Origin of the sequence: Paraburkholderia sp. GAS334, from assembly GCF_050436625.1 — a bacterium.
Taxonomy (GTDB): Bacteria; Pseudomonadota; Gammaproteobacteria; order Burkholderiales; family Burkholderiaceae; genus Paraburkholderia.
In genome coordinates this window covers 1-13,778 of the sequence record NZ_JBNDMO010000014.1, presented here as the reverse complement: position 1 = coordinate 13,778, position 13,778 = coordinate 1, and the positions used below count along the sequence as shown (strand labels likewise).

The 13,778-nt window shown below is 61.6% G+C and carries 8 protein-coding genes; 7 read left to right on the top strand and 1 reads right to left on the bottom strand.

Annotated features, from left to right (window positions below; all coding sequences use genetic code 11):
- Positions 1–215 precede the first annotated feature (215 nt).
- From P3T21_RS23585 to P3T21_RS23570, 4 genes are all read left to right on the top strand, one after another.
- Entirely contained in the window at positions 216–1,499 is a 1,284-nt protein-coding gene (locus tag P3T21_RS23585) for a hypothetical protein (protein WP_429258366.1), read from the top strand.
- 191 nt (positions 1,500–1,690) lie between these two features.
- On the top strand, positions 1,691–2,170 hold the full coding sequence (locus tag P3T21_RS23580) for a hypothetical protein (protein WP_429258365.1): 480 nt from the start codon (positions 1,691–1,693) through the stop codon (positions 2,168–2,170).
- 3 nt (positions 2,171–2,173) lie between these two features.
- Positions 2,174–2,860 (top strand): C39 family peptidase, encoded by a 687-nt coding sequence (locus P3T21_RS23575; RefSeq protein WP_429258364.1) that lies wholly within the window; start codon positions 2,174–2,176, stop codon positions 2,858–2,860.
- An 8-nt stretch (positions 2,861–2,868) separates the two neighbouring features.
- Positions 2,869–4,611: a hypothetical protein gene (locus P3T21_RS23570; RefSeq protein ID WP_429258363.1), complete on the top strand. Its 1,743-nt coding sequence runs from the start codon at positions 2,869–2,871 to the stop codon at positions 4,609–4,611.
- Between the two features lie 41 nt (positions 4,612–4,652).
- Here P3T21_RS23570 and P3T21_RS23565 read toward each other — a convergent pair whose 3' ends face one another.
- Positions 4,653–6,218, bottom strand: coding sequence for an acetate kinase (locus P3T21_RS23565; protein WP_429258362.1), 1,566 nt, complete (start codon positions 6,216–6,218; stop codon positions 4,653–4,655).
- Positions 6,219–6,631: 413 nt separating this feature from the next.
- Between P3T21_RS23565 and P3T21_RS23560 the strand changes: the two genes are divergently transcribed.
- From P3T21_RS23560 to P3T21_RS23550, 3 genes are all read left to right on the top strand, one after another.
- Complete coding sequence (locus P3T21_RS23560) at positions 6,632–11,470, top strand: NAD-glutamate dehydrogenase (protein ID WP_429258361.1); 4,839 nt, start codon at positions 6,632–6,634, stop codon at positions 11,468–11,470.
- Positions 11,471–11,622: 152 nt separating this feature from the next.
- On the top strand, positions 11,623–12,687 hold the full coding sequence (gene selD, locus P3T21_RS23555) for a selenide, water dikinase SelD (RefSeq protein ID WP_429258360.1): 1,065 nt from the start codon (positions 11,623–11,625) through the stop codon (positions 12,685–12,687).
- 50 nt (positions 12,688–12,737) lie between these two features.
- Positions 12,738–13,643, top strand: a complete 906-nt coding sequence (locus P3T21_RS23550) for a cation diffusion facilitator family transporter (protein WP_429258359.1) — start codon at positions 12,738–12,740, stop codon at positions 13,641–13,643.
- Positions 13,644–13,778: the final 135 nt, after the last annotated feature.

Genomic DNA, 13,778 nt, shown 5'->3' with positions numbered 1-13,778 from the left:
AGCGAGGCACGCCTGGTGGCTCGCGACATGCGTTTCAATTCCGTAACATAAAAAGTAGGTGAAAACCCGAGGAAAATTATTCCGTATTATGGAAAATATTTCTTCCTCTTTGTTTTCAATTACTTACGCGCATGGCATCCCCTATGCGTCTAGGGTCCGCGGATTGGTGAACTTCGCCAAGCCGACCACCCCCGAATCAACATCAGGAGGATTCCATGCGCAAGACTTTAATGGCGACCGCTGCGGCCCTTGCTTTGGGCTTCAGTGGGTACGCGATGGCAAATCCATGTAGTGGCGATAAAGCGTGTCAAAACGAGGGCAATGGCACGGACAGCATCTCCGCAGCCGCAACTTCGACCCAGACCGCTACGACTGGAAGCAACGCGAATGAAATAAGCGGCAAGGTGGCACAGGACTCCTGGAATTCCACCAAGGTAGTCGCGGCCAGCAACCTGTCAGGCTATGTGAGCAAGGTAGCCGTCTACGGTATCGGCAATACGGCGGGTAACTGGGGCGACGCGAGTGGCGGTAAAGGCGGTAGCGGCGGCAAGGGCATCGGCGCCAAGGGCGGCAGTGCGCTGGCAGCTGGCGGCGACGGCGGCAAGGGCGGTAGCGGCGCGAAGGGCGTGGGCGGCGACGGTGGCAACGCCCGGGCCGCGGGCGCCAACGGCGGCAAGTCCTCAGCCGAAGGCGGTAACGGTGCGAAGTCCTCTGCTGATGCTGGCAAGGGCGGCAGTGCCTATGCAGCAGGTGGTGACGGCAAAGGATCTGGCGGAGACGCTAAAGTATCCGGCGGCGATGCTACCGGCAAAGGCGGCGGTGCACTGTCCGCATCGGTTGGCGTAGGCGGCGATGGTTCTGGCTACGGCAAGGGCCTCGGCTATGGTTCGGGCGACGCAGGCTCGGCCAAGGCCAAGGCTGGCGGCGGTGGCGGCACGGCGACGGCAACGTCTGGCACGGGCACGGGCACGGGCACCGGTACGGGCACGGGTACGGGTACGGGCGGCGCAGCCACAGCAGGTGCGGCAACGGCTACCGCCGGGGCAGGTACCGGCACAGGCGGCGCAGGCACCGGCACGGGTGGCGCAGGCACTGGCACGGGTGCAGCAGGCACGGCGACGGCAGGTGCTGGCGGCGCAGCAACGTCGACGGGAGGTTCGGGCGGTGCAGCGGCATCGACGGCAGGTGCTGGCGGTACGGTAACGTCGACGGCTGGTAATGGTGGTGCTGGCACTGGCGGCGCCGGTGGAGCAGGTGCCGCAGGTGGCGCAGCAACGGCCACGGCAGGTAATGGCGGTGCTGGTACCGGTGGTGCAGGTGCGGCCGGCGGTGCAGGCGGAGCCATCAGCGTCAGTGCAGGTACGTTCGACATGTCCAACAACATGACGAGCACCGGCGCGGCTGCAGCAGGCATCTTCGTTGCCAACCAGAACAGCGGTGCGGCAGCGTTTGTGCAGCAGGCTGTCACGGTGCAGGCTAACCTGACTGTCGGACACTAGACAGAACGGCCAGCTTGAAGCAGTAAGTCGTGCGGTTTGCCGTAAGGCGTGCAGTTGCGCCTTACGGCAATCGCTCCGTCGTCATGCGGACGAGGCGCCCGGAACGGTCGCAACATCGCGTGACGAAGACCGCAGGTATCGAGCTTTCTGTACCGGCTCCGTGAACCGGGGCAGAGGCCAAGGAGACAACCATGCAAGCGCAAAAACGGTTTGCGCAGCTGGTATTGCCTTTCGCGTTTGCGCTGCCTGGCCTGATCGTTCAGGCGGCTGCCGCTGAGTCACAATCGCCACCCGCGCAGGTGCAAACCGGCGCGACGGTCGCTTCACCTGTCGCTTTAGCTGGGTCACCCGCCGTGGCGGTCGACGCAGCGATACCCCTGGCACCTGCGACACCCGTAACCGCCGGACAGCCGTCGGGCGACGTGAGCTTCGGGGTTGCAATGAGTAACGACCAGCTCGCCGAGCGGCGGGGCGGAGATGTCCAGGTCGGCAAGAACACCTTGAACGGTTCCGTCTCGGATAACACGGCCTACAAGGTCTCGACAGGATCGAACGCGATTACGCAGGGATCGTTCGCGGGCGCAAACGGATTGTCGTCAGTGATCCAGAATACCGGCGCTAACGTGCTGATCCAGAATGCGACCGTGCTGAACGTGCGCTTCGGGGAATGAGCGATGAAACCCTTCGCAGTGTGCGTCGCGCTCGCCTGCGGGGTTTGGGCGTCGACTGCGCTCGCCGATCCGATCAATATCGCCGATCCTTCTGGCGGCTACTATGCGATGCACGTAACGAGCCTGAAGGAAGCTCGCTACAAGCGGACCATCAGGCAGCAATTCGACTTCAGTTGCGGCTCGGCCGCGTTGGCCACGCTGTTGACCTATCAATACGATTTCCCGGTCAACGAGCAGCAGGCCTTCACGGAAATGTTCGAGCGCGGCGACCAGGAGAAGATTAGAAGGGAAGGATTCTCTCTGCTCGACATCCGCAATTTTCTGGTCGCGCGCGGCTTCGAGGCGGATGGCTATGAGGTTCCGCTGGACAAGCTCGAGCAGACCCAAACGCCTGCGATCGTGCTGATCATCGAACACGGCTATCACCACTTCGTCGTCGTCAAGGGCGTACGGAACGGGCGGGTCCTGGTCGGCGATCCGGCTACCGGCACGCGCGCCATGTCGCGGGAGAGTTTCGAGGAGAAGTGGCAGGACCGCGTACTGTTCGTGATTCACAACCGGCATGAACAGGCGAAGTTCAACGATGCAAGTGACTGGCATGTTGCGCCGGATGCACCGCTCTATACGGGCATTCCGCGCGAAGGTCTGTTCAGTGTGGTAATTCCGAAACTCGGCCCAGGTGAATTCTGAGAGCGATGATGAGACCCGAACATCTAAAGCTCGCCACCATCGTAACGATGGTATGCGGTGCCATGTCGTCTCTGGGTGCCAACGCAGCAGGCAACGAATCGCCGGGCGTCGCGACCGGGCGGATTGTACCGATGCGCGATCCGGCGCTGGATGCCGCTTTGCATATGACCGATGACGTAGTGCAGGATACTGCGTCAGTGACGCCGGACGATGCGCGAGATGGGGCGCAGGCGCAGGACGCAAGTGGTGCTCCGGTGCCGAGTGCAGCACCGGTTGCGCAGGAAGGTACTGCGCCCGAGGTTGTCTATGCAGCGCGTACAGCGGTTCTGTCGACACTGGACGTAGCTCCGGTGACAAGTGCCGTTTCGGATTCCGCGCGTGTGCCAGAAGTACCCGCTGTGTCGACGTCGACGCAGGATGTCGCTCTGGCGATGAGCGATGTACCGGATTCCACGCGTGTACCGGAAGTGCAGGCTGTGTCGATGCAGGAGCAGGACGTTGCCCGGGTGACGGGTGATGTACCGGATTCCGCGCATGTAGCGGAAGTGCCGGCTGTGTCGACGCAGGCTGTTGCTCCGCAGATGAACGATGTGCCGGATCCCGCGTATGTACAGGACGTGCCAGCTGTGTCGGCACAGGATGTTGCTCCGGTGGCGGTTGCCGTGCCTGACTCCGGGCAAGTACAAGTACAGGAACTGCCGGCGGTATCTGCACAGAACGTTGTCCCGACGGCGAATGCCGTCCCGGTTACCGCGCGTGCGCCGACTGTGTCGGTGAAGGTTGTCGTCCCGGTGATGAGCGCTGTCCCGGATTCCGCATATGTACCTGAGGCGCCGGCTAAGTCGGCACGGCAAGCTGTATCCGCGGACAGTACACCATCGTCGGATGTCGTGCATGCGGCGCATGTGCCTGCGGTATCAACGCTAGAACCCGCGCCCGTGACGGCGGGTGTCACACTCAGCGTCGTCACCCCCGAGCCAGGCAGGACGGTTGCGCCGGCAAAGGACGTCGCGCCTGTGGCATCTCACGCCTCGCCTCAAGTTACGCGTACGGCAGACCTGACGATCGCGCCGGCAATGATTGCCATGCCTCCGCCGGCACACGCCGCACCGAACGTTGCGCGCCCAACGGAAGTCGCTGCTGCGCCGGCATCAAGTGGCGGACTGCTCGATCGTGCAGCGCTGAACCTGAAGGTCAAGATGGACGCGCCCGTCCAGTCGGCGCAACACGCGCCGCTGGCAGGCACGGGCCAGGTGCTCGAAGCGACAGCCGGCGGCAAGACGGCCACGCCACATGCAGCGCAAAAGCGCGATGAAGCGGACCCGGCATGGGCTTCTGCCGATCTGGTTGCGGTCGACGAGTCCCGTCTGGACAGCATGCGTGGCGGCTTCGAGCTGCCGTCCGGTCTGGTGGTGTCGTTCGGCATTTCGCGGGCTGCATTCGTCAACGGCAATCTTGTCTCGTCGACGAGCTTCAACATTCCGAACATCGCCCAGATGACCCCGCAGCAGGCACAGATGCTTGCGAATGCCAATACCGGGGCGCTGGTCCAGAACGGGCTGAACAATACCGTGCAGCCCGGCGCGTTGCCAGGCGTGACCGGAGCAGTCATCCAGAACACGATGAGCAACCAGCAGATTCAGGCGCTCACGACGATCAATACGAGCGTCAATTCGCTTTCCGCGTTCAAGTCAATGAACATCGGCGCGACGCTGAACACCGCGCTCATCAGCGCCGTGCGTCCCCGCTAGACAAATCGGGCGGGTGGCGGGTTTCGGGACCAGAAGACCGTTCAGAAGGCAATCGGCACGCGCATCGTGAGGGTTACGTCTGGCGTGTCACGCGTCAGACCGGCGCCGATCGAGAAGTTGAGCGTGGTTTTCGGCGTCAGGCGGTATGAATAGCCAATCAGCAATGTGCCGAGAATGGTTCGCACCGAGCCGGTCACGGTCTGACCGTTCTGGCTGGTTGGTTGCACGATGGACATGTCATAGCCGATGCTGACCGACGCCTTCTCGTTCAGCGCAAGGCCCATCCCGATGTTGAATCCCCAGATGTCGCCCGGCTGAACCTTGCCGAGGGACTCCTGCACACCGTTTATCAGCGTGAGACTCTCGTCTTTTCCGAAGCTGTGCAGGTAGCTGAAGTTGCCGAAGAACACGACCGGGTCGGTCGGGAAGAGCCAGGTGAGACCCGGCTGGATCGCGAGGAAACCGGAGCCGGTCGGCTGTTGCAGCGGCAGGCCGGTTCCGGTCGTATTGGCGATACACCGCGTGACGCAGTCGGTCACCACGTCGAACGGACTCTTACCGGTCGCGGTCTTGAAGCGCAGCCAGCCGACATAGTAGAACTTGTCGGGGCCGCCCTCATTGAACTGATAGCGCATCGTCATTTCGACATCGCCGATGCCATTGCCATTGCTGTTGATCACGCTGTTCGCCGCCGCGCCGGTGAAGATCTGGCGGGCGACGGTATCGTTGGTCTGATATACGTACGGGACGCGGACCTCAAATTCCAGCCGGTTCGTGATCCCGTAGCGCATGGCTACGCCGCCTATCAGCGTGGTCGTCTTTACTTCGCTCACGTTGATGAGCCCGATCAGCAACGCAGGGATGATCGTGTACCCGACGAGCGAGAGCTGATTCGCCGACGAATACGCAAACTGGAAGTACGGTTCGACCACGAGCACATGGCGTGGCGTAAGCACGCCAGGCTGGTCGAAGATCGGTGCGACGGCAGGCGGGCGCGAGTCCACCACGGGCGCCTGACCTACCGGCTGGTTCTGTGCGGGCGCGGCGTTGCCGGACTGCGCCTGGTCGGCCGCTGCTGCCTGATCTGCAGTCACGGCTTGCGCCGCTGCAGTCGCACCGCCTGTCGCTGCTGCACCGCCTGTTACAGCCGCGTCGCCTGTCGCTGCCGTACCGACTGGCAGTCCGTTAGCATCGGTTCCACCGGTACCGCGCTGGGTTTCGAGCTTGCCCGCGTCCAGTGCCCGGCTCAGCCGCGTGAGGCCGGCCTCTTCGTCAGCGAGCTTGCGCTTCAGGATATCGATTTCCTTGATGCGCTGATTGAGTTCCTCGCGCAATGCGGCGACGTCGGCGGGCGATGCGGGCGATGCGGACGCAGCGGGTAATGCGGACGTAGCGGGCGAAGCGGACGTAGCGGGCGAAGCGGACGTAGCGGGCGAAGCGGACGTAGCGGACGTAGCGGACGTAGCGGGCGATGCAGGCGGAGCTGGCAATGCCCGCGCTGCCTGCGCTGCCTGATCCTCGAGCGACTGCGCGGCCGCCTCTGCATTGAAGAGGATAATCGCCGCATAGCTAATGGTACTGATGTGTCGAAATGGCATGCGCTTCATGGTGCTGTCACTCCATGACTTGGCTTGCAACAGGTTCACCCCGGTTCGACAACAGGCCAGTGCCATAGACTGGAAAGAGCGGGTCTTTCGGCGCTGGGCGTGGACAGGATCCCGTGAAGCGTGCGATCGCACGACATCGATGAGCGCCTGGCCACGCGCGCGAATGTATCGGCAGAAAGGCCGTACTTCGCAATCAAACGATTATTTTTTCGTCCCCAAAACGACTGCCCGACTGGACCATAAAAGACTAGCGCAGGCGTGCTCATCGCGCTAATGCGGCGAACCCTGAGATGCGCGATAAACAACACAACGATGCAATTAATCTGGGGTTACCGGTCATCGCTTTTGCACCCGAAGGGCGCATAATCCGGTTCTAGCATTGCTATCGATTGCCACCCGTCGCGGAGGACATCATGCAGGCGAAGAACGAAGAAGCGGTCGCGCATTTACTGATCGATATTGCCGAATTCGCACGTGGGAGATTGCCACAGCCCGCGTATGCAATCGTCGAACCGTTCCTGTTGCATTATTACGACTTCGTCGATGCTGATGACATGCAAAGTCGTAGCATCGCCGACCTGTATGGCGCGGCGATGGCGCATTGGCAGACGGCGCAGCGCTTCGTACCTGGCAGCGAACGCCTCCGGGTTTATAACCCGATTCTCGAACAGCACGGCTGGCATTCCGACCATACGGTTATTGAAATCGTCAATGACGACATGCCGTTTCTGGTCGATTCAGTATCGATGGCCGTCAACCGCCTGGGTCTGGCGCTGCATTCCGTCGTGCACCCTGTCTTTCGCATCTGGCGCGATCGGGAAGGCGCTATCGTGCGGGTCGGTGCAGGCGCAGCCGATGCCGCCGATCCGCAGTCGCAGCTAACGTCATTCATCCACTTCGAAGTCGATCGATGCGGCGATGCAGCGAAGCTCGACGCCCTGCGTGACGACATCGCGAGGGTACTCCACGATGTACGCGCCTCGGTCGAAGACTGGCCGAAGATTGTCGATATTTCGCGTCAGACAATCAAGGCGATGAAGGCGCAGGAAACCAGCGCCGACGCAACTGAGGCGCGTGCGTTTCTCGAGTGGATGACAGCCGATCATTTCACCTTCCTCGGCCAGCGCGATTATGAACTCGTGCCACACGGCGCGGGCTTCGGCCTGCGCGCGGTAGCGGGCTCCGGGCTTGGCATCCTGCGCGAAACGCAGCGCCCCGGCACCGCCGACGTCACGCCATTGCCCGCTGGGGCAGGCGAGATCATCAGCGGCCCATCGCCCGTCTTCCTCACAAAGGCCAATTCGCGTGCGACCGTGCATCGGCCCGGCTATCTCGACTACGTGGGCGTCAAACTGCTCGGACCCGACGGCAAGGTGACCGGCGAGCGGCGTTTTATCGGGCTGTATACATCGACGGCCTATATGGTGTCGAGTTCGGAGATTCCGATCGTGCGCCGCAAGTGCGCGAATATCGTCAGGCGGGCAGGCTTTTTACCGAAGGGACATCTGGCGAAGTCGCTCGTCACCGTGCTTGAAACATGGCCGCGCGATGAACTATTTCAGGCCGATGAAGATTCGCTATATGACGCTGCGCTAGGCGTGCTGCGTTTGCAGGAGCATCAGCGCACACGCCTCTTCATACGACGCGACCGCTTCGACCGCTTCGTGTCGTGCCTCGTCTTCGTACCGCGCGAAAAATACAACACCGATCTGCGCCGACGCATCGCGCAGCTGCTGCGAGGCGCGTTTAACGGCGCGAGCGTCGAGTTCACACCTTTGCTGTCGGAATCGACACTCGCGCGTATCCATTTTGTCGTGCGTGCCGAGCCGGGCGCGATGCCCGACGTCGATACCCGCGAACTCGAAGCACGACTCGTACAGGTTACGCGCCGCTGGCAGGACGATCTCGCCGATGCGCTCCTCGATGCATTTGGCGAAGAGCAGGGCAACCGGTTATTGCAACATTACGCGGATTCCTTTCCGGCCGGCTATCGCGACGACTACCCTGCACGAACGGCCGTGCGCGATATCGATCTGATCGAGCGTCTGCAGGGCACCGGACGGCTTGCAATGAACCTGTACCGGCCAATCGAAGCGGGGGCGCGTGCGTTCCGCTTCAAGGTCTATCGGGCCGGCGAGCCGATTGCCTTGTCACGCAGCCTGCCGATGCTCGAAAATCTCGGCGTGCGTGTGGATGAAGAGCGGCCGTATCTGATCGAAGCGCCTGATGCGACGCCCGCATGGATTCACGATTTTGGCCTTGAACTCGCAGACGATGTCGAGTTCGACATCGAGCACGTCAAGGACCTGTTCGAACACGCGTTCGAACAGGTATGGACAGGTGCAATAGAAAACGATGGCTTCAACCGTCTGGTGCTGCGTGCGAAGCTCAATGCACGCGAAGTGACGATCCTGCGGGCGTACGCTAAATACCTGCGCCAGGTTGGATCCACCTTCAGCGACGCATACATCGAACGCGCGTTGACGGGCAATCCGGATATTGCGCGCCGCTTTGTCGAACTGTTCATTGCGCGATTCGATCCCGCCTATGGCGAAACGCGTGAAGCCAGACGCGAACAGTTGCTGAAGGCGATCGATACCGCACTCGATCAGGTGCCGAATCTCGATGAGGACCGGATTCTTCGCCAGTTTCTCGGCGTCATCAACGCGACGCAGCGCACGAACTATTACCGGCACGACGGGCACGGAGAACCGAAGCCGTATCTGTCGTTCAAGTTCGATCCGTCAAAGGTGCCGGGTTTGCCCGAGCCCAAGCCGATGTTCGAGATCTGGGTGTATTCGCCGCGTGTCGAGGGCGTGCATCTGCGCGGTGGGCGCGTGGCGCGCGGCGGTTTGCGCTGGTCCGACCGTCGCGAGGATTTCCGCACGGAAGTGCTTGGCCTGATGAAAGCGCAGATGGTGAAGAACGTGGTGATCGTGCCCGTCGGCTCGAAGGGTGGCTTCGTCGTGAAGAATCCGCCGCCGCCTTCGGACCGTGAATTGTGGCTGCGCGAAGGCGTTGCGTGTTATCAGACGTTTTTGCGCGGGCTGCTCGATGTGACGGACAACCTCGCAAGCGGCACGATTGTGCCACCGCCAGACGTGGTGCGCCACGATCCTGACGATCCTTATCTTGTCGTCGCCGCCGACAAGGGCACGGCTACGTTTTCCGACTACGCCAATGCGATTTCCCGCGAGTATGGCTTCTGGCTTGACGACGCGTTTGCTTCGGGCGGATCGGTCGGCTACGACCACAAGAAGATGGCGATCACCGCGCGCGGTGCGTGGGAATCGGTAAAGCGACACTTCCGCGAGATGGGCGTCGATACGCAGACGATGAATTTCACGGTTGTCGGCGTAGGCGATATGTCAGGCGATGTGTTCGGTAATGGCATGCTGCTGTCGCCACATATCTGCCTCGTCGCGGCTTTCGATCATCGCCATATTTTTCTCGATCCCACGCCGGATCCGGCGACGAGTCTTGCGGAGCGCGGCCGTCTGTTCGCGCTGGAACGTTCGAGCTGGGCCGATTACAACAGCGCGCTGATTTCACCGGGTGGCGGCGTGTTTCCGCGCACGGCGAAAACGATCCCGCTGTCGGCGGCTGTTCAGGCCGCGCTCGGCATCAACGCTGCTGCGCTCGCGCCAAACGAATTGATGCGCGCGATCCTGATGGCGCCGGTCGATCTGCTCTATAACGGCGGCATTGGCACCTACGTCAAGGCGAGCGGCGAAACGCATCTGCAGGTCGGCGATCGTGCGAACGACGCGATACGCGTGAACGGTGCCGATCTGCGCTGCAAGGTCGTCGCGGAAGGCGGCAATCTTGGGCTGACGCAACTCGGCCGCATCGAATTCGCGCAACGCGGCGGCCGCATCAACACGGATGCAATCGACAATTCCGCTGGCGTCGACTGCTCGGATCATGAGGTCAACATCAAGATTCTGCTGGGTCTCGTGGTGGCCGACGGCGAGATGACGGAGAAACAACGCAACGCGCTGCTGGCGGAAATGACCGATGAAGTCGGGTTGCTGGTGCTGCAGGACAACTACTATCAGACACAGGCGTTATCGATCGCCGGGCGTTATGGCGTCGACATGCTCGATACGGAAGTGCGCCTGATGCGCTGGCTGGAAAGGGCTGGACGGCTCAACCGCGTGATCGAATTTCTGCCCACCGACGAGGAAATCACCGAGCGGCAGACGGCCAGGCTCGGTCTCTCGACGCCGGAACGCGCGGTGCTGCTCGCGTACAGCAAGATGTGGCTGTACGACGCGCTGCTCGAATCCGACATGCCGGAAGATCCGCTGGTGGCTGACATGCTGGTCGAATATTTTCCGCGGCCTTTGCAGATGCGCTTTAGTGCGCCAATGGCGCATCACCCGCTAAGACGGGAAATTCTGGCGACGCATCTGACGAATGCGTTAGTGAATCGCGTCGGTTGTGCATTCGTGCATCGTCTGATGGAGGAGACCGATGCAAAGCCTGGCGACATCGTGCGGGCGTGCGTCATGGGACGCGATGTGTTCGATCTGAACGAAGTCTGGCGGCAGATCGATGCGCTCGATAACCATGTCGCTGACGATGTGCAGGCACGCATGTTTGTCGAAGTCACACGCCTGCTTGAGCGTGCTGCGCTCTGGTTTATGCGGCAATTTCAGCTTGGGGCCGTGCACGACGGCGGTGTTGCGGATCTGCTTGGCCGGTGTCGCGAGGCCGTGCAACGGCTTGCGCCGCAATTGCCGACGCTTTTGCCGCAGGCCGATATGGAGGCGTTATCGGAACGTCAGCGCGAACTGGTGGAGGCAGGCGTCGATAGTGAACTGGCGTTACATGTGGCGAGTGGCGGGATTTCAGCGGAACTGCTTGACATTGCCGAAGTCGCGGCGACGTGCAATCGCAACCTTGAACTCGTTGCGGGTGTGTACTTCGCGCTCGGCACGCGGCTGAACTACAGCTGGATCGCCGAACGCGCGCTGGCGTTACCCACGCCGACGCATTGGGACATGCTGGCGCGTGCGGCGGCGCTCGCTGAGCTGGCGCGCCTGAAGCGCGCGCTGACGACGAGTGCGCTGGCATCCGCTTCTGAGCACGACACGCCGGCGTCGCTGGTCGAAACATGGGACGAGAAGCGCAAGGCTGCGCTGGAACGCTACGCGAGGCTGCTGGCCGATCTTCGGGCGACAGGCGGCGCGAGTCTCTCGATGCTCCTTGTCATCGTGCGGGAAATGGCAGTGCTTGAACGGGCCTGACGGTATTCAGGGCCGCGTTTGGCCCTGTTCCTCGCGGCTGATCAGCGCGGGCTGGAGGCGCGCACGCGGAGCATGCGTGGCGCGCCTGCTGTACGTATGTCTGCGGGATTGCCCATAATACGGATTATTGCCATCCCGACCCGTTACCCGCCATGACCCAAGACTTATCGTTGAATGCGGCCGCGCCGCGCCTTACCAGCCTGTCGCATGGCGGCGGATGCGGCTGCAAGATCGCACCTGGCGTGCTGTCAGAACTGCTGAAACGCAGTGTGCCGTTCCCTGCATTTCCCGATCTGCTGGTCGGTACTGAGACCGCTGATGACGCAGCGGTGTATCGCCTGAACGACGAACAGGCGATCGTCGCGACGACGGACTTCTTCATGCCGATCGTCGACGATCCTTATGACTTTGGCCGAATTGCAGCCACGAATGCGCTCTCCGACGTCTACGCGATGGGCGGCAAGCCCATTCTCGCGCTGGCGCTGGTCGGCATGCCGATCAACGTCTTGCCGCATGACGTGATCGCAACGATATTGCGCGGCGGTGAGGACATCTGCGCACTGGCTGGTATTCCTGTTGCGGGTGGTCATTCGATCGATTCTGTCGAGCCGATTTACGGGCTCGCTGCGCTTGGTATCGTGCATCCGCAACGCGTCAAGCGCAATGCTTCGGCGCAGGTGGGTGACGTGCTCGTGCTTGGGAAGCCGCTGGGCGTGGGCGTGCTATCGGCGGCATTAAAGAAAGAGAAACTGGATGAAGCGGGCTACGCAGCGATGATTGCGACGACAACGAAGCTCAATCGTCCGGGCACTGAACTCGCTGCGCTAAAGGGCGTGCATGCGATGACGGATGTCACCGGTTTTGGTTTGCTGGGTCACACGCTGGAGCTTGCACGCGGCGCGGGGCTGAGTGCGCATCTGCGATATGCCGACCTGCCGTGGCTGCCGGGCGTGGAAGCGTTCGCTTCGTCGGGCGTGGTGACAGGTGCATCGGCGCGCAACTGGTTGTCGTTTGGCGAAAGCATTTCGCTTGACGCTGGCTTGCCCGATCACGCCCGTGCGCTACTCACGGATCCGCAGACATCGGGTGGATTGCTGGTGGCGTGCGCGCCGGACACTGTCGACGATGTGCTGGCGCTCTTCCATGCCGACGGTTTCGATTGCGCGACCGTGATTGGCGAGATGCGCGATGGCCTGCCGCGCGTGTTCGCTGGCTGACCGTTCGGTCGTTTAGTGGCCGATTTCAACTTTAACCCGTTGCACTCACGATGACAGAAGAATCGCCGAAGGCCATTTTCTACGCGCTCGCTGCAAACCTGGGCATTGCGATTTTCAAGTTCGCCGCCGCTGCATTTACCGGTTCGGGTTCGATGTTTGCGGAGGCGATCCATTCGACGGCGGACTGCGGCAACCAGATTCTTTTGCTCTTCGGACTGCGCCAGGCGCGAAGACCGGCAAGCCGGCTTCATCCGATGGGCTCGGGGCGCGAGATCTATTTTTACTCGTTGCTGGTTGCGTTGCTGCTGTTTTTTGTGGGTGGTGCGTTTTCGGTTTATGAGGGGATTCACCGGTTGTTTGCGCGCGAGCCGCTCTCGCATGCGTATGTTGCTCTGGTGGTGCTGGGTGTATCGGTGGTGCTTGAGTCGCTGTCGCTTGCGGGCGCCGTTAAGGAAATCCGCAAGAGCCATCCGCGCAAGTCGATGTGGCGATGGTTTCGGGAAACGCGCGAGTCGGAATTACTGGTGGTGGCGGGCGAAGACGTTGCTGCGCTCGCGGGGCTGGCGACCGCGTTTGTGGCCGTGCTGCTGACGATGATGACGGGCAATCCGGTATACGATGCGCTGGGATCGATAGGCGTTGGCGTGCTTTTGATGGCGATTGCGTGGCTGGTGGCGAGAGAGGTGAAGTCGATGATTGTCGGCGAGTCCGCGAGCCCGGAGGTTCGACGCGAGGTCGAGGCGTTTGTGCGCGCACGGCCTGAAGTTCGCGGCGTGATCAATCTGATTACATTGCAGTGGGGACGGGATGTGGTGGTCGCCGTTCAGGCGGAGATGATCGACTATGAGAGTGGGCGCGCGATGGTCGACGCGATTAATGTTATTGAAGCCGATATGCAGGAGAGGTTTCCGCAGGTGCGGTGGGTTTTTTTTGAGCCCGATGTGGCTCGGGGTTAGGGTTTTTTGTTTGTCTGTTCGGGGTTTTTTTGGCCTTTCCGGGCCTGTCATAAATTTTGTGTGTAAGGCATAACATGTAGCTCAAGGAGCATGTATGCCACGCAAACCCAAGACGAGCCCCGAGGCCCAGACAGC

Excerpts from the sequence above, each read along its gene's own strand:
- P3T21_RS23580 (WP_429258365.1), top strand. The coding sequence starts at position 1,691 with ATGCAAGCGCAAAAACGGTTTGCGCAGCTGGTATTGCCTTTCGCGTTT.
- selD (WP_429258360.1), top strand. The coding sequence starts at position 11,623 with ATGACCCAAGACTTATCGTTGAATGCGGCCGCGCCGCGCCTTACCAGC.
- P3T21_RS23575 (WP_429258364.1), top strand. The coding sequence starts at position 2,174 with ATGAAACCCTTCGCAGTGTGCGTCGCGCTCGCCTGCGGGGTTTGGGCG.
- P3T21_RS23585 (WP_429258366.1), top strand. The coding sequence starts at position 216 with ATGCGCAAGACTTTAATGGCGACCGCTGCGGCCCTTGCTTTGGGCTTC.
- P3T21_RS23560 (WP_429258361.1), top strand. The coding sequence starts at position 6,632 with ATGCAGGCGAAGAACGAAGAAGCGGTCGCGCATTTACTGATCGATATT.
- P3T21_RS23565 (WP_429258362.1), bottom strand. The coding sequence starts at position 6,218 with ATGAAGCGCATGCCATTTCGACACATCAGTACCATTAGCTATGCGGCG.
- P3T21_RS23550 (WP_429258359.1), top strand. The coding sequence starts at position 12,738 with ATGACAGAAGAATCGCCGAAGGCCATTTTCTACGCGCTCGCTGCAAAC.
- P3T21_RS23570 (WP_429258363.1), top strand. The coding sequence starts at position 2,869 with ATGAGACCCGAACATCTAAAGCTCGCCACCATCGTAACGATGGTATGC.